The 18,434-nt window shown below is 64.6% G+C and carries 20 protein-coding genes; 13 read left to right on the forward strand and 7 right to left on the reverse strand.

From position 1 onward, the window contains the following. Positions 1 to 263: 263 nt before the first annotated feature. Positions 264 to 824 (forward strand): flavodoxin domain-containing protein, encoded by a 561-nt coding sequence (locus VFV09_09310; protein ID HEU4867913.1) that lies wholly within the window; start codon positions 264 to 266, stop codon positions 822 to 824. 850 nt (positions 825 to 1,674) lie between these two features. Here the strand turns inward: VFV09_09310 and VFV09_09315 are convergent. After that, entirely contained in the window at positions 1,675 to 3,015 is a 1,341-nt protein-coding gene (locus tag VFV09_09315; protein HEU4867914.1) for an APC family permease, read from the reverse strand. Positions 3,016 to 3,468: 453 nt separating this feature from the next. Here VFV09_09315 and VFV09_09320 point away from each other — a divergent pair, with 453 nt between their 5' ends. From VFV09_09320 to VFV09_09340, 5 genes are all read left to right on the forward strand, one after another. Continuing rightward, positions 3,469 to 4,197, forward strand: a complete 729-nt coding sequence (locus VFV09_09320) for a VIT1/CCC1 transporter family protein (GenBank protein HEU4867915.1) — start codon at positions 3,469 to 3,471, stop codon at positions 4,195 to 4,197. 324 nt (positions 4,198 to 4,521) lie between these two features. Next, positions 4,522 to 4,824 (forward strand): hypothetical protein, encoded by a 303-nt coding sequence (locus tag VFV09_09325; protein ID HEU4867916.1) that lies wholly within the window; start codon positions 4,522 to 4,524, stop codon positions 4,822 to 4,824. 27 nt (positions 4,825 to 4,851) lie between these two features. Next, positions 4,852 to 5,325: a cupin domain-containing protein gene (locus tag VFV09_09330; GenBank protein ID HEU4867917.1), complete on the forward strand. Its 474-nt coding sequence runs from the start codon at positions 4,852 to 4,854 to the stop codon at positions 5,323 to 5,325. 58 nt (positions 5,326 to 5,383) lie between these two features. Further along, on the forward strand, positions 5,384 to 6,136 hold the full coding sequence (locus VFV09_09335) for an SDR family NAD(P)-dependent oxidoreductase (protein HEU4867918.1): 753 nt from the start codon (positions 5,384 to 5,386) through the stop codon (positions 6,134 to 6,136). Further along, complete coding sequence (locus tag VFV09_09340) at positions 6,133 to 7,716, forward strand: peptide chain release factor 3 (GenBank protein ID HEU4867919.1); 1,584 nt, start codon at positions 6,133 to 6,135, stop codon at positions 7,714 to 7,716. Before VFV09_09335 ends, VFV09_09340 begins: the two co-directional genes overlap by 4 nt. Positions 7,717 to 7,728: 12 nt before the next feature. On the opposite strand, the gene VFV09_09345 is transcribed toward VFV09_09340, so the two are convergent. Then, positions 7,729 to 7,911, reverse strand: a complete 183-nt coding sequence (locus VFV09_09345) for a hypothetical protein (protein HEU4867920.1) — start codon at positions 7,909 to 7,911, stop codon at positions 7,729 to 7,731. Positions 7,912 to 7,989: 78 nt separating this feature from the next. Then, positions 7,990 to 8,424 (reverse strand): thioredoxin, encoded by a 435-nt coding sequence (gene trxA, locus VFV09_09350; GenBank protein HEU4867921.1) that lies wholly within the window; start codon positions 8,422 to 8,424, stop codon positions 7,990 to 7,992. A gap of 148 nt (positions 8,425 to 8,572) precedes the next feature. On the opposite strand from trxA, the gene VFV09_09355 reads away from it, so the two are divergent. Next, entirely contained in the window at positions 8,573 to 8,722 is a 150-nt protein-coding gene (locus VFV09_09355) for a hypothetical protein (protein ID HEU4867922.1), read from the forward strand. A 2-nt stretch (positions 8,723 to 8,724) separates the two neighbouring features. Here the strand turns inward: VFV09_09355 and VFV09_09360 are convergent, their stop codons facing one another. After that, positions 8,725 to 9,327 carry a ribonuclease H gene (locus VFV09_09360; GenBank protein HEU4867923.1) on the reverse strand — a complete coding sequence of 201 codons (603 nt, stop codon included), beginning with the start codon at positions 9,325 to 9,327 and terminating at the stop codon, positions 8,725 to 8,727. A gap of 154 nt (positions 9,328 to 9,481) precedes the next feature. On the opposite strand from VFV09_09360, the gene VFV09_09365 reads away from it, so the two are divergent. Further along, the gene (locus tag VFV09_09365; protein HEU4867924.1) at positions 9,482 to 9,934 is read left to right on the forward strand and encodes a phosphatase PAP2 family protein; all 453 of its coding nucleotides are present in this window, start codon (positions 9,482 to 9,484) and stop codon (positions 9,932 to 9,934) included. On the opposite strand, the gene VFV09_09370 is transcribed toward VFV09_09365, so the two are convergent. Further along, on the reverse strand, positions 9,931 to 10,215 hold the full coding sequence (locus tag VFV09_09370) for a metal-sensitive transcriptional regulator (protein HEU4867925.1): 285 nt from the start codon (positions 10,213 to 10,215) through the stop codon (positions 9,931 to 9,933). The genes VFV09_09365 and VFV09_09370 overlap by 4 nt on opposite strands. A gap of 179 nt (positions 10,216 to 10,394) precedes the next feature. On the opposite strand from VFV09_09370, the gene VFV09_09375 reads away from it, so the two are divergent. The 4 genes from VFV09_09375 to VFV09_09390 all read left to right on the forward strand — a co-directional run bounded on the left by VFV09_09375 (position 10,395) and on the right by VFV09_09390 (position 14,798). Further along, positions 10,395 to 12,470 (forward strand): heavy metal translocating P-type ATPase, encoded by a 2,076-nt coding sequence (locus VFV09_09375; protein HEU4867926.1) that lies wholly within the window; start codon positions 10,395 to 10,397, stop codon positions 12,468 to 12,470. Positions 12,471 to 12,490: 20 nt separating this feature from the next. Then, positions 12,491 to 12,787, forward strand: a complete 297-nt coding sequence (locus VFV09_09380; GenBank protein HEU4867927.1) for a hypothetical protein — start codon at positions 12,491 to 12,493, stop codon at positions 12,785 to 12,787. A gap of 122 nt (positions 12,788 to 12,909) precedes the next feature. After that, on the forward strand, positions 12,910 to 13,341 hold the full coding sequence (locus VFV09_09385; GenBank protein ID HEU4867928.1) for a cupredoxin domain-containing protein: 432 nt from the start codon (positions 12,910 to 12,912) through the stop codon (positions 13,339 to 13,341). Then, positions 13,341 to 14,798, forward strand: a complete 1,458-nt coding sequence (locus VFV09_09390; protein ID HEU4867929.1) for a CopD family protein — start codon at positions 13,341 to 13,343, stop codon at positions 14,796 to 14,798. Before VFV09_09385 ends, VFV09_09390 begins: the two co-directional genes overlap by 1 nt. A gap of 173 nt (positions 14,799 to 14,971) precedes the next feature. Here the strand turns inward: VFV09_09390 and VFV09_09395 are convergent, their stop codons facing one another. Both VFV09_09395 and VFV09_09400 read right to left on the reverse strand, forming a co-directional pair. Continuing rightward, complete coding sequence (locus VFV09_09395) at positions 14,972 to 17,248, reverse strand: fused MFS/spermidine synthase (GenBank protein HEU4867930.1); 2,277 nt, start codon at positions 17,246 to 17,248, stop codon at positions 14,972 to 14,974. Positions 17,249 to 17,291: 43 nt separating this feature from the next. Further along, positions 17,292 to 17,513 carry an amphi-Trp domain-containing protein gene (locus VFV09_09400; protein HEU4867931.1) on the reverse strand — a complete coding sequence of 74 codons (222 nt, stop codon included), beginning with the start codon at positions 17,511 to 17,513 and terminating at the stop codon, positions 17,292 to 17,294. Positions 17,514 to 17,663: 150 nt separating this feature from the next. On the opposite strand from VFV09_09400, the gene VFV09_09405 reads away from it, so the two are divergent. Beyond that, positions 17,664 to 18,350, forward strand: a complete 687-nt coding sequence (locus VFV09_09405; protein HEU4867932.1) for a response regulator transcription factor — start codon at positions 17,664 to 17,666, stop codon at positions 18,348 to 18,350. The last annotated feature ends 84 nt before the right edge of the window (positions 18,351 to 18,434 follow it).

Genomic DNA, 18,434 nt, shown 5'->3' on the forward strand with positions numbered 1-18,434 from the left:
CGCTCCGGCGGTTGCCGAGTTGCTGAAGCGAGAGCTGGTTGACGGCAAGCCGGCAGCGCAACTCGGGCCGTTCAGCCCGAAACGTTTTGCCGATCGCCAGGCGGACCTGGTCTCAGAGATTGAAGCGGCGTTCAACGGTGCCTGACCGGCGCGAGGAGCGATGTGGTGCCGATACTGACACCGGCCGGGGTCATGGGCGTCGAGCCCGCTGCGGATTGGCGGCTCCCCTGATCCATTGAAGTAGTGAAACCAAGGAGGCGTAAATGAACGGTTTGGTCGTATACGAGTCCATGTTCGGCAATACCCAGAAGGTCGCCCAAGCGATAGCCGAGGGTCTTTCGAGCGGGATGCACGTGGACGTGCGGGAGGTGGGGATGGCCCCGGACAAGATCGGCGACCAGGTCACATTGTTGGTCGTCGGAGCTCCCACGCACGCGCTGAGTCTCAGCCGCGAAAACACCAGACGCCAGGCGGCCGAACAGGCTACCGGGAGCCTTGTGTCCAAGGGCCGGGGAGTGCGCGAGTGGATCGGTGGGCTGAAAAAGCCCAACAAGAAGTTGGCGGTAGCGTCGTTCGACACGAGGATGGCCATGCCCTCCTGGCTGAAGATCGCCCCCACCGCAGGACCCTCCATTGAGAAGCGCCTGAGGAAGCTCGGACTTCGAGTGGTTATCCCGTCCGAGAGTTTTGTGGTGGCAGACACGACCGGCCCCCTGGAAAGCGGGGAGTTGGAGCGTGCCCGTGAATGGGGCCGGTCACTGGCTTCGCAGTTCTCCTCGGCTGGCACGAAGACCGCCTTTAGCGGTCAACGCCCCAGTCGGTGACCTTCTGCCTCTCCAGGCAGATCACCATGGCCGGAACCCCGCCGCTGAAGGTCTCAAGCCATGCTGGTATCGGCAGGGCGAACTTCGTCAGGCAAGTGGTTCAAGGCTTCTTCCGGATGGTCGGCCCGCATATCGGGACGCCATGACGATGCCCGCATGCCATCCTGGAGCCCTTCCGTTTGGGGGAGGGGAAATCGGCCCCGTCGGCACGCCGCTTCGTGCCAGTAGAAAGGATATGACCGAGTTCGAGTTCCACATGTCTCCGGCGGACTGCTCGTCGCGTCCCCACACCATTGGAGGGACCGAGTCGACCAACTCGAGTAGTCGCTGGGCCTTCTCGGGGTCCCGGCTGACGCATTGGGGGCTCTCCACCGCCTCCGCTTGGTCTGCGATCACCCCGTCCCTCCAACGTCGAACCTCGTACCGGAACACCTCAAAGTGGCCCAGGCTGCGACCGAAGACGGGTCCTTCCACCGCCACCCCGCGGGCCGGACCCTCCGCATCCGGAATGGGCCAGCTGTTCTCAATCACAAATCGTCCCGCAGGCACAATCACCACAAGAGCCGTGTGGTACAGGTCACGTGGAGCCCGCCTCTCAATCCGTGCCTGAATGAACTCGAACACCCGCCCATTGAACCGGACGAAGCTGCCGCCGGCACCTAGTGGTAGCCAATAGAGGTAGATTCCGGGGCCCGTCGGCATGTCGATTGACTTAGGCTCGGATCCTTTGAAAGACATTGCTCGCCTCCCCGCCAAATCAGAGATCGTGCAGCTAACCTAGCGTCTGTCGGCGACCCCATACAGGGCCGTTGGTCTCACCTTCCGTAGGCCGTTGGGCACCCCCGCAGCGTCAAGCGGACCCTTGTGGTTGGCGATACAGCCGTGCATTTACCGCCCAAAGGCCTACGCCGAGGAGTAGCAAGGCTCCGGCGCGTACGAAGACCATGGGGGACTTGGTCGCCATAAGGGCGACAGACACGATAGCCCCCAGCCACGGCATTACCGTTGGTGCCCTGAAGTGAGGGGACGCTACCGGCTTCCTCCTCAGAGCAAGCACCGCAAGGTTGACTCCGGTGAAAACCATCAAGAGTAGGAGCACGGTGGTTTCTGCCAGGTCGCTGATGTCACCGGTGAGGGTAAGAAGAACTGCAATTACTGTCGTTCCAAATATCGCCACCAGGGGCGTCTGTCGGCCTCTACCCACACGCCCCAACGTGGGAGGCAGAATCCGTTCGCGCGACATGCCGTAAACGATTCTCGACGCCATGAGCATGTTGATCAGCGCTCCGTTGGCCAGCGCGCACATGGAGATGGCGACGAACAACGCTTTCGGGACCTTTAGGGGTCCAGCTTGGACTACCTCCAGTAACGGTGTTGGGGACGCCGCTAGACGATCCGCCGGCACAACCATCGAAGCTACTACCGTGACAAGTACGTACAGGGTTCCGGCAACCACCAGGCCACCCAGGAGCGCCCGGGGATAGTCCCGAGCGGGATCGCGGACTTCTTCAGCCATGTTGACCGAATCCTCAAACCCAATTAACGCAAAGAAGGCCAATCCTGCTCCCGCCACTATCGCGTTCAGGTTCGAGCGGGAGTCGGTGAACCGAAGGGCCCTTCCGGGGTCAACGTCGCCCGTACCGCTGGCGATAGCCACCACCCCAACGATGAGCACGATTACCAGGCCAAGAAGCTCGATCGTCGTCAGCCCAACGTTCAGGCGGGCGCTTTCTGATATCCCTCGGTAGTTCACCAGTGCCAGAAGGCAAATGAACACTATGGCCAGGATCGTGTGGGACAGGCCGAGCGCCTGGGGACCATAGCCTGCGGCAAAGGCACGCGAAAGCGTCGCCGCCGACGTCAGACCCGAGCTCATCACGGCGAACGCCACAAGGAATGTGAGAAACGGATTCTCCCAGGCTCTGTTGGCGTAGACGGCGGCACCCGCAGCTTTCGGATACTTGGTTACGAGTTCGGCGTACCCGAATGCCGTAAAGACGGCCAGCACCAGCGCCAGTAAGAATGCAGTCCAAAATGCCCCGCCCACCTTCCCGGCGACTTGACCAACCAACGCATAGATGCCGGCCCCCAGTACGTCGCCAACCACAAGCATGAGCAACATGCTTCGGGAAATTGCCCGCTTGAGAGGCACGGCTTCAGGCGAAGTCTTGTCAACGGGGGGTATCGGCAAGGGCCTCGTCTCCTCCTGGCTTGGCCACCTCCAGGCGCTCGATTAATGATCCAAGATCGATCCTCTTACCCTTGCCGAAATCGAGTTTCGTGAGCACCAGAGTCCGATTGCCGGGGCGTGGTGCCCGACGGGAGTCGCCACCGGATCGCCGATTCCCCCGTAGGTTGTCAGACGAGAAGGAAGTAGTTCCTTGGAGGCTTTCGGATTTTGTGGACGCAGTTGTCATTGAATGGTCTCTGCAATCTGGAGTGGTCCGATGTCGTTGTTGCTCCGAAGCGATCTATGCCATTGTCGGACGCAGGTAGTGAGCCAAAAAGGGCCCTAGGACCCTTAAAGGGCAGGACAATGGTCGGGGGAAAGTTGAAACCGCGCATCGCCGGCGGTGCATGAAGCGAGGAAATGCAGCGAGATGAATCCCGACGAGGGTCCCGGCCGTTGAGCCCCGGAAACGAATTGGAGTCGCAGAACTTCGCTGCGATCAGGGAAAGGATCTCTCAGCCGCCGAAGCAAAGTCATCTCCGCGACTTCATCTACGGGGGGATAGACGGAACCGTTACGACATTTGCTGTGGTTGCCGGGGTGGCGGGCGCGCAGCTTTCAACCACGATCGTAATCATCCTGGGCGTTGCCAACTTGATTGCCGACGGGTTCAGCATGGCCGTCAGCAATTATCTCGCCACGCGGGCGGAGCGCCAGGAACGGGATCTAGCACGCTCTCGGGAGGAGCGGGAGGTTCGGGAGCTTCCGGAGGAGGAGAGGGAGGAAATTAGGCAAATCTTCTCGCTGAAGGGGTTCGCCGGCGAGGATCTCGATCGTGTTGTCGACGTAATTACTTCCAACCCGCGCCTATGGGTGGACACGATGATGGCGGAGGAATACGGCTACGGGTCCGTCTCCGAAGAACCAACACGCGCTGCAGCGTCTACCTTTGCAGCGTTCGTGATAGTGGGATTCATTCCACTGTTTGCCTTTGTCGCCAATGGGATCTTTCCATCCAAGATTCAGGCGCCGTTCGTCTGGAGCGCCGTCATGACCGGTGTGGCATTCTTCGCCGTTGGGGCACTCAAGAGCAGATTCGTTGCTCAACGATGGTGGCTTTCAGGGTTGGAAACCCTGGTGGTGGGTGGCGTGGCCGCGGTGATTGCTTACGGCCTAGGCTCCTTTTTGGAAAACCTCACGTGAATCGGCCGGCCTTTCAAGCTAGGCCCTGTCCCCAGACCTGATGCACAACGACTGCTTGACGCCCTGCTCGCAATCGATTCGAGTACCGAGGTCGGGAAGCGACGCGAGCGTCCGGCATCAGGGGCGAAGGTGTCACTCACAACCCAATGCGCCTGGAGTGCGCATCCAAAGCGAAGGCTGGAGGAAAGGGTTGGGTCGTCGGTCCTCTCCAGAACCCGCCCGGTGTGAGGTTCACCGTGGACCAGACTTCGACAACCGCCTTGTTTCCCTTCGTCTTTAGGGGGACAATCCCGCCGTAGGAAACGGGGTTCCACCAGGGGGCGATTGAGCTTGCTGGAGCACTACTCACCGGCAGAGCAGGAGGAGATTCGGGCCGAGCTGTCCGGCCTGCTCCCTCGGGCGTCTGCCGACGCGGTCACCACCCCGTTCGTGCTGGCAGTCCTGGACCTGCTCGACGGCGAAACCAACGTAACAGTCGACCGGGTCTTCCTCTCCTGGCTGACCATTCCGTGGACCACCCGGGTCGACACCCTTCGGGCAAAACCCGGGACGGCCCTCACCCGGTTCATACAACAGATACATACGACCTCGGAGTTCGGCGCCACCGGAGGATCCGGCTGGAGGTGAAAGCCCGAGGGCAGGAAAGGGATGCGGATGCCGGAAAAGGGTTCTAAGGCATTCGTCCTTCCGCCGGGCGAAGGACGGTCGATAGACCTCGGTAACTTCGCGATGACCCTGAAGGCTACGGGCACGGACACTGACGATGCGTTCACGTTATTGGAGGCGACGGAGCCGCCCGATTTCGGCCCTCCGCTGCACGTTCACGACAACGCAGCCGAAGCTTTCTACGTGCTGGAGGGCGAGTACATCATTTTCATCGAGGAGGACGAGTACTCCTGTTCGGCCGGGGCGTTCATTTACATCCCCAAAGGTCTGGTCCACAGTTTTCGAGTCGGCAAAAAGCAAAGCCGCAAACTCAATCTCTACACGCCGGCGGCGATGGTGGGGTATTTCGACGAGCTGAGCGCCGCGATCAAGTCCGGCGACGCGGACTCCGAGAAGCTCGACCAGATTGCTTTGAAGTACGGCATGCACGTCGTGGGGCCGGTCCCCGAAGGGTATCTCTAGCAGGTCCGGACCCCCGGCTTGGGGCTGCATGTTCTCGGCTGGCGATTAGCATGGGTCGATGGCGAACAACTTGATCTGGATCACCGGGGCGTCGAGCGGCATCGGACGCGCGCTTGCCGGGAGCGTGCCGTGGGCCGGCTCCCGAGTCATCGGGATCGGCCGTCGCCGTGTCGACGGTATCGAACACCTGCAGGCCGACCTTGCCGATTCCGGCTCGTGGGACGCGGTCGGTGACGGTCTGCGGTCCGAGCTGGCTGACTTTCACGGGGACCGGGTCGTTTTCATCCACTCGGCGGGCACTTTGGACCCCATCGGCTTCGCAGCAGACGTAGACCCGGACTCATACCGGGCAAGCCTGATGCTCAACGGTGTGGCTTCCCCGGTGCTGGGCCAGCAGTTCCTTTCCGCCGCAGCCGGCGTGCCGGCAAAACGAACCCTGGTGATGATTTCGTCCGGTGCGGCCCAGAAGGTCTATCCCGGGTGGTCGGCCTATGGGGCGAGCAAGGCGTCGATGGACCAGTGGGTCCGCACCGTCGGAGCGGAGCAGGCGATTCGGGGCGGGGTCAAGGTGTACGCAGTGGCTCCCGGCGTGGTGGACACCCCCATGCAGAGCCAGGTCCGAGCGGCCGGCGAGCGCCAGTTTCCCTCCCTCCAACGGTTCGTCGACCTGCACGAAAACGGCCGGCTGGTGCCGCCTGAGGTAGTCGCCTCATGGATCTGGAAGCTGGTCGAAGACGGCGAGGAGAACGGAAGCATCGTGGATCTCCGGGCGCGGATGGAGGCGGCCGGGACCCTCGGCGCCGTATCTTGATCCAGTCGGACGTAAAACAAGAGGCGGCCCGGCGGCGAACCTTCGCCATCATCAGCCACCCCGACGCCGGAAAGACGACCCTGACCGAGAAGTTTCTGCTCTACGCCGGCGCGGTGACCGAAGCCGGGGCGGTCCACGCCCGGTCGGGACGGCGGAAGGCGACCTCGGACTGGATGGCGATGGAGCAGCAGCGAGGGATCTCGATCTCCTCCACCGTGCTGCAGTTCAGGTACCGGGACCACGTGATCAACCTGCTCGACACCCCGGGGCACCGCGACTTCTCGGAGGACACCTACCGGGTGCTCGCGGCCGCCGACGCCGCGGTGATGGTCCTGGACGTCGCCAAGGGGATCGAAGCGCAGACGCTCAAGCTGTTCGAGGTCTGCCGCTCCCGCAACCTGCCGATCCTCACCTTCCTCAACAAGTACGACCGCCCCGGACGTGACCCGCTCGAACTGCTGGATGAGATCGCCGACCTGATCAAGGTGAGCCCGACACCGGTGACCTGGCCGGTCGGTGTGCCCGGCGACTTCCGGGGCGTCATCGACCGGCGAACCGGCGACTTCGTGCGGTTCACCCGCACGGCCCGGGGTGCGACAACGGTGCCCGAGGAACTGGTCGACCCCGACCGGGCGGCCCGGGAGGAGGGGCCTGCCTGGGATCGGGCTATCGAGGAGTGCTCACTGCTTACCGAGGTGGGGGCCGACCTGGACCTCAAGTCCTTTCTGGCCGGCGAAAGCACCCCGATGTTCATCGGGTCGGCGTTGACCAACTTCGGCGTGCGCCACCTGCTGGATGCAGTGGTGGACCTGGCGCCCTCCCCCGAGCCCCGCAACGACAGGACGGGGGACCTGAGGCCCCTGGACTCCCCGCTGTCGGGATTCGTCTTCAAGATCCAGGCGAACATGAACCCCGCCCATCGGGACCACATCGCGTTCGTGCGGGTGTGTTCGGGACGGTTCGAGCGGGGGATGACCGTGACCCACGGCCCCACCGGGCGCCCGTTCGCCACCAAGTACGCCTCCTCGGTCTTCGGCTCCGACCGCGAGACCATCGACGAGGCGTTTCCCGGAGACGTGATCGGTCTGGTGAACGCCAGCGACCTTCGGATCGGCGACACCCTCTACGAGGGCGATCCGGTGGTCTACCCGGGAATCCCCACCTTCGCCCCCGAGCTGTTCGTGCGGGCGCGGGCGCGGGACACCGGCCGCTACAAGCAGTTTCGCCGGGGGCTCGAGCAGATGGAGCAGGAAGGGGTCGTCCAGGTTCTCTACGACCTGGACGACGGCCCGGTTCCGATTCTGGCCGCCGTCGGCCAGATGCAGTTCGAGGTCTTCGCCCACCGGCTGGAGCACGAGTTCGGCGCTGCGATCGACCTTTCGCCGACGTCGTACACGATCGCTCGCCGGACCGACGACTCGACCGTGGCGCAGCTGGCGGGCACCAGCGGGGTCACCGTTCTCAAGCGGAGGGATGGCACCAAGCTGGCGCTTTTCGAATCGATGTTCTGGCTTCAGCGGGTGGAGAAACAGCACCCAGAGGGGTGTTTCGAGGTCATCCTCACCGGCACAACCGGCTAGGGCTCAACAGACCTAGCGGTCTCCGCGGTCCCCCTCGCCCGGCTTTGACTTGTTCTCTGCCTGCTGGCGCTGGTCGGCCGCGGAGGACCGGCCGACGTCGACCTGATCTTCGGTGAACTGGCCTTCGTCGTCTCTGCGGATGTAGCGCTGTCCGCCGGGCTCGCCGGGAGTGGTGTCGATTCGTTCACGGGCCATTGGCACCTCCTTGATCGGTTTCGCTATCTGTACCCCGAGAGAGACTTTCGACACGCCGTCGCTTCGGGCTGCGATTGGTCAGGACTTCGCTCCCGCCAGGACCGACTCCAACCACGCCCTCAAACGGGGCTCCGGCGCTGCGCCCGTCTGGCGGGCCAGGATCTGGCTACCCCTCATGACCATGAGGGTGGGAATTCCCTTCACGTCGAACCGCATTGCCGTCCGGGGCGACTCGTCGACGTTCACCTTGACGAGTTTGATCCTGCCGGCGTACCGGCCCGCGAGCTGCTCAAGTGCCGGGCTGACCTGCCGGCAGGGCCCGCACCAGGGTGCCCACAGATCCAGGAGCACCGGAGTCGCCGACCCTTCGACCACCTCGGCAAAGGTCTCGTCGTCCGCCTTGGCGATCCAGGGTAGGGCGGTGCTGCACTTGCCGCAGCGGGGGGTTCCGGCTGCGGCGGCGGGAACGCGGTTCCTGGCACCGCAGTTGGGACACTGAACTATCTCCGGCACTTCTTGGTTCTCCAGACTCGTCTACGGGCTTTGGTTACCCATTTTGCCGTACTGGAAAAGCGCCGAGAGTCCGGTTAGCCGGCTCGGCCCGGGGTAGGGGTAACCCACCCGCGGCCAGATCGCGGTTCACGACGAAAGGAAACCAGGAATGAACGAGGAAACTCCGAACCCCACCCAGTCAGAGGACGACACCCGGAGGGAGAGCGAGAGCGGTTACCAGGATGGTGGAACCGCCGACACCGAGGAGCCCGAATCGCTCGACGACACCGCCGTCCAGCGCCCGGCGAGCGACAGCTAGCCTCAGCGTTCGACCAGCGCGATTCCCTGCTGGTAGGCGGTTGCCAGGACGTCGGCTCGTTCGTTCCAGCGCTGCCCGGCGTGGCCCTTCAGCCAGCGCAGCTTCACGTTTGGATGGGCTTTCGCCAGCTCGTAGAGGGGCTTCACTAGGTCGAGGTTCTCGACCGGGCCGGTCTTGCGCTTCCAGCCCTGGCGCTCCCAGCCCTTCGCCCACTCATTGACGGTCTTCACGCAGAGGGTGCTGTCGCTCCAGATCGTCTCGGTCGACCCGGCGTCCAGCATTCGATACGCCTGGATCAGCGCCGTCAGCTCCATCCGGTTGTTGGTGGTGTGCGGCTCTCCGCCGTTGGCCTCGGCGAACATCTCCCCCGAGCGAACCCAGACGACGCCCCAACCGCCGGGACCGGGGTTTCCGCTGCACCCGCCGTCGGTGAACAGGCCCTCTGTAGGGTCGCTGGTCATCGTGGCTGCCTTCGGCGCAGCTTTGACGTCCTTGGCCGCCTTGCACTTGCGGCATTGTTGCGGTCTCCAGCCGGGATAGCGGCTGAGCACCTCGGCGCTCAGGCTGAACTCCTGACCGCAGGTGGCGCATTGGAAATCGGGCATGGCCGGAATCGTACCAGCGACGGCGCCGGACTCCGGTGTCTTAGCGATCCCCGCATTTGGGTAGGTCGGGGCAACGAGCGACAAGGAGTTCACCACGAAGGGCAACCGTAGGCAGCACGACGCGATCCCGCGATCGGTCGGTCGCGTGGGCAGGGTGACCCGGCAGCCGGTCCTTTGGGCCCTGGCTACCGCCGGGATGGCGGCTTCGGGAGACAGGGGCCGGAGGGCAGCCGTTCGGGGGACCGGGTGTTATCTGGTCGGTGCAGCGATGGGCAACCTGCCGAAGCCGGTCTTTGGCCGGGCTCAGCCCAGGCACCGATGGGCCCGCAAGCCCCAGGTGATCCGCGGCTCGTTTCCTTCCGGCCACGCGTGCGCCGAGGTGGCTTTTGTGTTCGGGGCCGCCCAGGAGGCCCCTCTGGCTTTTCTTCCGTTCGGGACGATGGCAATGCTCGCGCACCTTTCCCTGACCCGGGATGGCAAGCACTACGTCACCGACACTCTGGTCGGGGGCACAGTCGGCGTGTTGATCGCCGCCTACGCAGGACGCCGTTGGCCGACTGACGTAACACGGAGGATCGGGCTGAACCGGCAGATTGCTACCGATTAGCGCTGCATCATCCTGCCGACCGCGGCCATGAGCTCCTGCGCCTGGTCATCCGGCTCCTCTGGCCCGCCCTCACCTCCCACCAGGCAGTGCCGGACGTGGCCGTCCAAAAGCCCAAGGGCCACCTTGTCCAACGCCGCCCGTACGGCGTTGATCTGGGTGAGGACGTCGATGCAGTAGCGGTCCTCCTCGATCATCTTCGTGATGCCTTTGACCTGACCCTCCACGCGAGCCAGCCGCTCCCGCAGGTCGTCCTTCGATGTGCTGTATCCGCGTGCGGCCATCTGCCCTCCCAACTCGAAAATTCGGTTGACACAGATACCCTAGGGGGGTACCGTACTACATACCCCCGGGGGGTACCCGACCATTATCCCCCGAACCGCAAGAGTTTGAAGCCGGGAGGTTGGATATGAGTGGAATAGTGGATATAACGGAGCGTCCGTCCGAGGTGGGGAGCGACCCGATGGAGCCGGTCGAACATCACGAAGCGCACGAAGCACATGGCGGCCACGAGGGCCACGGAGGGCACGGCGACCACGCCGCCATGTTCCAGCGCAAGTTCTGGCTGAGCCTGGCCCTGACCATCCCGGTGGTCCTCTACAGCCACATGCTGATGGAGCTCACCGGGTGGATGGCGCCCGCCTTCCCGGGTTCCCGGTGGGTCCCTTCGGTTCTGGGGACCGCAGTCTTCCTTTACGGCGGTCCGGTCTTCTTGACCTCCGGCTGGGACGAACTGAAGTCCCGGAAGCCCGGGATGATGCTCCTGATTTCGATGGGCCTGCTGGTTGCCTTCGGCGCCTCGGCGGCCACTGCGCTGGGCCTGATCGACGTGGACCTGTGGCCCGAACTGGCCACCCTGGTGACCATCATGCTTCTCGGTCACTGGATCGAGATGCGGTCGCTTGGCCAGGCGCAAGGAGCGCTGTCGGCTCTGGCCGCCCTCCTGCCGGATGAGGCCGAGCGGGTAGGCGACCACGGGGTCGAGACCGTCGCGGCGTCGGACCTCAAGCCGGGCGACGTCGTGCTGGTGCGTTCGGGAGGCCGGGTCCCGGCCGATGGGTCGATCGTCGACGGGCAGGCAGAGATCGACGAGTCGATGGTGACCGGGGAGTCCCGCCCGGTAGCAAAGAGCTACGGGGACAAGGTGGTGGCAGGAACCGTCGCTACGGACTCCTCCATCCGGGTCCGGGTGGAGGCGGTCGGTGAGAACACCGCGCTCGCAGGTATTCAACGGCTGGTGGCCGAAGCACAGGCCTCCCGTTCCCGGGCGCAGGCGCTGGCCGACCGGGCTGCCGCACTCCTGTTCTACGTCGCCGCAATCTCGGGCGCAGCGACGTTCCTGGCCTGGTCGGCCCTCGGCCAGACCCAGACCGCTTTCGTCCGGACCGTCACGGTGCTTGTCATTGCCTGCCCCCACGCTCTCGGGCTTGCCATTCCGCTGGTCATCAGCCTCTCCACTTCCATCTCCGCCAAGGCCGGCATCCTGATCAAGGACCGCCTGGCGCTGGAGCGCATGCGTACGGTGAAGGTGGTGCTGTTCGACAAGACCGGAACCCTAACCAGGGGAGCGCACGTGGTCACCGGGGTCGCAGGGCTGGGCACCACCGACGACGACGTTCTGGCTCTGGCCGGCTCGGTGGAATCGGAGTCCGAGCACCCGGTCGGACGGGCAATCGTCACCGCCGCGTCGGAGCGGGCGCCCCTCCAGCCGGTTGAAGACTTCCGCTCGCTGACCGGTAGGGGGGTTACCGGCCGTGTCGGCGGGTCGGAGGTTGCAGTCGGAGGTCCGGCGCTGCTGCGTGAGCTCGGTCTGGACGAGCCCGAAGAGCTATCTGCAAAGCTCGACGAGTGGAGGAGCAGGGGAGCGGCGGTGCTGTTCACCCTGAGGGACCGGCGGATCGTCGGAGCGGTTGCGCTTGAGGACGAGATCCGGCCGGAGTCGGCGGAGGCGGTAGACGATCTGCACCGGCTCGGCGTCCGGGTTGCCATGATCACCGGGGACGCCCGGCAGGTCGCCGACTCGGTCGCTGCCCGGCTTGGGATCGACGAGGTCTTTGCCGAGGTGCTTCCCGACGAAAAGGAGAAGGCGGTCGCCGAGCTTCAGGGCCGGGGGCTGCTGGTGGCGATGGTCGGGGACGGCGTGAACGACGCTCCCGCGCTCGCCCGAGCCGATGTTGGTATCGCAATCGGAGCCGGCACGGACGTGGCCATCGAGTCGGCTGGTGTCGTACTGGTGTCGTCCGACCCCCGGGCGGTGACCGGCCTGATCCGGCTCTCCCGGGCGTCCTACCGCAAGATGCTGCAGAACCTGGCGTGGGGCGCCGGCTACAACCTGTTCGCCATCCCGCTGGCGGCGGGGGTGCTGTCGTCAGCCGGCATCACGCTGTCGCCGGCGGTAGGGGCGGTCCTGATGAGCGCATCGACGGTGATCGTTGCACTGAACGCCCAGCTTCTCAGGCGGGTGGACCTCACCAGGGCCGAGTTGCACGATAGGCCGGAAGAGGTGGCCGGAAGGTCCCGACCGAGCTTGCTCGCGTAGCTCTTTGGTAACGTAAGACCATGGATCTCAGGAGAGCCAGCACCCGAATCGGTACGTTCCGGCTCTGGGTGCTGGTGTTTCTCCTCCTCTTCTTGGTGCTTTGCGGAATGCATCTTTTCGTGTTGCACCACGACGGGGACTCCCACTCCTTCGAGTTTGCCCTGGCCTTTACAGTCGCCCTGGTCCTTGCCGTGGCGACCGGCTCCAGCTACCTGGTCCACCCCCCGTCCAATCCGGACGGCCGGCGGGCTGCGTCGGGGCCACTGAAGGTGCCTCTGGCGGCAACGCCCGGGTTCGTTCAACCCATTCGGGTTTAGACCAAACTTTCGCACCACCCATGGTGTCTGCGCGCCCGCGCGCGACATGGGTCAACCATTCATCTGACGGCCTGCGTGGTCCGGCTGAGTCGGGAGTGCAGGTCAAAACGAGGAGGACAGCTATGAAACTCAAGAAGACATTTGCGGTAGTGGTGGCGGCGGCAGCGCTGATTGCCGCTGCTTGCGGGGACAAAGGTCCGTCCGCTGAAGACGCCGACCGGGTGGTCGAGGTGTCCATGAAGGACAATGCCTTCGATCCGAATTCGTTGTCCGTGAAGTCCGGTGAAACTGTGACCTTCAAGTTCACCAACGACGGCGCGGTGGACCACGACGCCTTCATCGGTGGCGCCGACGCACAAGAAGAGCACGGCGAGTCGATGGATTCGGGCGAAATGGAGGGCCACAATATGGATGACGGAGACTCGCTGCTGCTGGAACCGGGCAAGAGCGGCGAGCTCACCCACACCTTTGAGGACTCCGGAGAGGTCCTGATCGGTTGCCACCAGCCTGGTCACTACGAGGCCGGAATGAAGTCCACGATAACGGTTTCCTAGTGCTCAACGCGCTCCGCCGGTGGGCCGTCCCTGCAGCGGCAGCCGTGCTGGTGATCGCAGGTGCCGGCTCCGCAACGGCGCACGTGATGCTGGTTTCGAGCACTCCGGCGGACCAGGCGACCCTGTCGGTTCTACCGTCCACAATGGAGCTGGTGTTCAGCACCGATATGGAGCCGGCCGGCTCCGGGATTGTAATTACCAAAGACGGTAATCCGATCCCGTCGAAGGTGACCCAGCCCACCGCCCTGCGGCTGATCGTGGAGCCGACCGCGCCGCTTTCCGACGGCGGTTACCTGCTCTCGTGGACGGTCAAAGCCGGCGACTCTCATCCGCGGTCGGGGGCGGTAGGTTTCGCCATCGCGCAGAGGTCGGAGGCTGCCCCGGCGCCGGGGCAGACGGCGGAGGCCCTGGTCGTTCACCCGGCAGGCCACGTAGCTGCCCCTCCCCACGGGGGAGACGTGGAGCATCTGGCTTCGGCAGAGTGGCTCGGCAGAGGAGCCAGATGGCTCTCTCTTCTCGGCGCCCTACTCGGCATCGGTGTGCTGGCCTTCGCCGCCGGCTCGCTTACCGGGAGCCTGTTCGAGGTTCGAGCTGCGGCGTTCTGGGTCCGGCGGGCAGGGGTAGCGGTCGTGTTCGGCACTTTGCTGGAGGTCTGCGCAATGGGACCGTTGCTCCACGGTTCGTGGGGTATGGGGCTGGCGCCCAGCGGGATACTGTCGGCTCTCGAGGGACCTTTCGCCATGGCGGTGCTCCTGAAACTCGGAGGCGGGCTGGGCATGCTCTTCGGAGCACAACTGGCGGCCCAGCCCATTGTTGGGGCTCAGCCGAATGAGTTCCCTGCCGGCGTGGGTCGCCACTCGGGCGGTGCGTTGGATTTGGCCACCAGGCCGGCCGACGTGGCTACCCACCGGCTTAACGTGGGAAGTTCGCCGATCGCCCTGGTTGGAGCCGCCGTGGTGACGCTGTCGTACCTGTTCGACGGTCACACAGTGACCGCGGAACCTTCGTGGCTGGTGCGAATCGCCGATGTCGTGCACGTGGCCGGGGCAGGCGTTTGGGTGGGCGGAGTAGCGATGATGGCATGGGTTCTGAGTCGCCGGCGGCGGCGCAACACGGCCCTACGGGCCGGTGAGCTGGCCATCCGGTTCTCGGCCGTTGCAGCCGTGGCGCTGGTTGCGGTTGCATTGGCGGGGATCGCTTTGAGCTTCGGCATTCTCGACTCGCCGAAACAGCTGGTTTCCACCGGGTTCGGGAGGCTCCTCCTGCTCAAGATGATGGCCGTCGGCGCCGCCGCAGCGATCGGCGGATACAACCACCGTTACGTCATCCCCAACCTGATCCTCTCGCCCACGGACGGCGCCGCGTCGGAGCAGTTGCGCTCGACGGTTCGGATCGAGGCGTGGATTCTTGTTGGAGTGGTCGGACTCACCGCTGCCCTGGTGGCTGCAGCAACCTAAACGCGAAAAAGGGGCCGATTCTTTGGGAGGCACGGCCCCTTTTATCGGGCCCCTTCCCAGTGTGGGGCCCTTTCGCATCGGCTCGCCTTCCGGCGGACCGTTCTCTGCTCGCTTAGTCGGAGGGAGAGAGGACTGCATACTAACCAGATATGAGAATATTCTCAAGTCCTACATTATCCGGATCGACCACGCCACCTAAAGACCGAGAACACGTCGGAGAAGTCATCGGTCCAGACCCGGGCCCCCGGCTCGACCACGAGGTCGGTCCACATGGGGTTGTCGTCCAGTTCGTCCAGGTTGTTCATCGACGGGGTTAGGACCACCCAGTTGGAGGCGGATTTGCCCTGGGCCAGGTGCTCGAGCGTCTGGGGGTTCCAGCCGTAGCGGGAGGAAAGTCCCAGCTCCCACGACAGGTTCGCCAGCACCGGCTGCAGGTCCAGGTAACGGTTTGAGATGTGGACCATGACCACACCCCCGGGCGCGAGCTTGCGCATGTAGAGCTCGACGGCCTCCCTGGTGATCAGGTGTACCGGAATCGAGTCCGAGTTGAATGCGTCGACCACGATCACCCCGAAGTGCCCATCCGGCACGTCGTCCAGCGAGAGCCGGGCGTCCCCGATGACCACCTCGTGGTTGCCGGGGCACTCCGAGAGGAAGGTGAACAGATCCGGGTCCCGGGCGATCCTCTCAATAGCAGGATCGATCTCGAAGAAGGTCCAGTCCTGCCCGGGCCGGGCGTAGCAGGCCAACGACCCGGTCCCCAGCCCGATGACGCCGATGTTGGGGGCGGCGGCGGCGGGCAACTCGGTCAACACCTGCCCGATGGGACTCTCCCGGTGGTAGTAGGACAACGGTTCGAGCTCCTTGCTGGGGTCGGTGCTCTGGATCCCGTGCAAGGTCGTGCCGTGCATCAGCCGGTGGAAGCGGCCGCCCGTGTCGCCCAACACCTCCTGCACGCCGAAGAAGGTTCGGTCAGAGAACAGGACCTCCGACTGTCCGCTGGCGATCATGGCGCCGACTATCACGGCCCCTACCGCAAGCCCGAAGCGCAGCGGGCGGGTCACCATCAGGGCGCACAAGCCCAGGACGACGGTGAGGGCCACCACCCGGCCGATCGTGGGCAGCCAGCGTTGTGCACCGAGGATCAAAAACACTGTGACGAGCATGTAGGCGGTCGGGATGATCCCGAGCACGATCCGCTCTCTCGTGGAACCTACGCTCTTCTTCTTCGACGCCAGGTGCGGCATCAGCATGCAGGCCAGGACGATGGCGAGCGGGTACTCCAGAAGGTCGTCGAACACCACCGGGGCCACGAGCGCGGTGAACGCCCCTCCCAGTACCCCTCCAAGCGCCATCCACAGGTAGAACTGGGTGAGGTGGCGGGCCGGCGGCCGGTCCCCGGCCAGTTGGGCGTGACAGAGAAGCGAAGCCACGAACAGGCCGAGAAGCGGGAGGCCGAGGACCACCCACCGGGGCAGGCTGTCGTCGTCCAGCAGCATCACCAGGACGAGCATGATCAGCACGATGGCGTGTATCCGGGAGGTCGACACCAGCGGGAACGGTTTTGAGGACGAGAAGACCAGGATGAAGGTCAGCAGGTAGAGGGCCAGCGGGATCACCCATAGGAGGGGAATCGCTGCGATGTCGGTGCTGATGTACGTGGTGACCGCCAGCATGAAGCACGAGGGGACGAATGCCAGAGCCACCCAGTGCAGACGGCGGACTGCAGTTACCGGCCGCGGCGCAGCTTCAGTCGTCTCCTCGGCTTGTTCAGTGACCGGGTCCGCATCTTCGCCGCGGCGACTCCGGATCGCCATCACGGCGCAGGCGACCGTGCCGGCGGCGAGGGCGCCGTAGCCCAAGGCCCACACCCGGGTTTGATCCGCCAGTCGCAGCGCCGGCTCCATCAGGAAGGGGTACGAGAGCAGCGCAAGCATGCTTCCGGCGTTGCTGGCGGCGTAGAGGAAGTACGGGTCCTTGCCCGACGGGTGCCCGGTGGAGGCAAACCACCTCTGCAGCAGGGGGGCGGAGGTGCTGAGAACGAAGAACGGCAGCCCGATGGCGAAGGTCAGCAGCCACAGCAGCCACAGGACGGGGAACTCCTCCGGCGGCTTCCACCCGTCGGGGACCGAGATCGGGAGCAGCAGCAGCGGAAGCAGGACCACCGGGATGTGCAGCATCGCCTGCCGGCGCACGCCGAGCCGGGTCACGCTCCAGTGGGCGTAGGCGTACCCGGCAAGAAGGGTGGCCTGGAAGAACACCATGGAGGTCGCCCACACCGCCGGGGTGCCACCGAGGAGCGGGAGCACCATCTTCGCGAACATCGGCTGGACCAAAAAGAGCAGGGCCGAGCCGGTAAAGAGCGTGAGGATGAAGACGGCAAGAATCGCGACCGATCGATTCTTCTTCTCGGCGGTCGGAGCCTCGGGGACTTGTTGGTCGACTGTCATGACCGCAGGATCATAGGCGGGCAGGCCCTGGGGGGCTAGGGCGCTACCAGCTCAGCTCGATCTCGATCTCGGACTCCTCGCCGATCTCGATCTCCACGCTCAGCTCGACCTGGGCCGGGATCTTGGCGGTGAACGCCATGCCGCTTCGTGTGAACTCGACCTGGTTGTGGCGTGAGATCTGGTCCGCCAGCGACCGAAGCCGGGCCGCAGCATCCTCCCGGCTCATCTTCTGCTTCTCGGTGATCTCCAACAGCTCGTCGGCCAATTTGATCCTCCTGTCTGGTGGCGGAACGCTTTTGCGAGCGTAACAGCGAGCCGGGCGGAGCCCCACCACATGTTCACCTTCTGTTCAGTTACAGACCACCTACGGCCGGGCCCCGCTGGGTAGCGTGCGGATATGAGCTTCATGTCCCACATGAGCAGGCCGCTTCTTCTGGTTGAGGACGAGCCGTCGCTGTCGGAGGCGATGGGCTACTCGCTGGAGCGGGAGGGCTACCGGGTGGAGGTCGCCGCCGACGGGAGGCAGGCGATCGCGAGCTTTAGGGCCAATGCGCCGCAGCTGGTGCTTCTCGACCTGATGCTGCCGCAGATGTCCGGGGTGGACGTCTGCAAGCTGATCCGCTCGGAGTCTACGGTCCCCATTCTCATCGTCACCGCCAAGGACGCCGAAGCGGACAAGATCGCCTGCCTGGAGATGGGGGCCGACGACTACATCACCAAGCCGTTCTCGATGATGGAGCTCATCTCCAGGGTGAGGGCGCACCTGAGGCGAGCGTCGCTCACTGAGCGGGTCGAGGACCAGTCCACCTTCTGCGCCGGGCCGGTGCAGATCGACGCGGCCGCGCACCAGGTCAGGGTGCGGGGAAGGATCGTTGCTCTCCCTCCGAAGGAGTTCGACCTTCTGAGCGCGCTGGTCGTCGACGCCGGCCGCCTCATGAGAAGGGACTACCTGATCTCGGAGGTGTGGGGGAGCGACTACTACGGCGACACCCGGACCCTGGACGTCCACGTGAAGCGCCTGCGCGACAAGATCGAAGTCGACCCGCGCCGGCCGCGCCACCTGATGACGGTCAGGGGACTCGGGTACAAGTTCGAAGCCTGATTGTTAACCAGTAGTTCAGTTTCGGACCACCCGCCCCCGTCCCGCCCCTCATAACGTCGTGGTGAGGGTTACTCGACGAAAGGG

It is taken from the genome of Actinomycetota bacterium (assembly GCA_035759705.1).
Classification (GTDB): domain Bacteria; phylum Actinomycetota; class CADDZG01; order JAHWKV01; family JAHWKV01; genus JAJCYE01.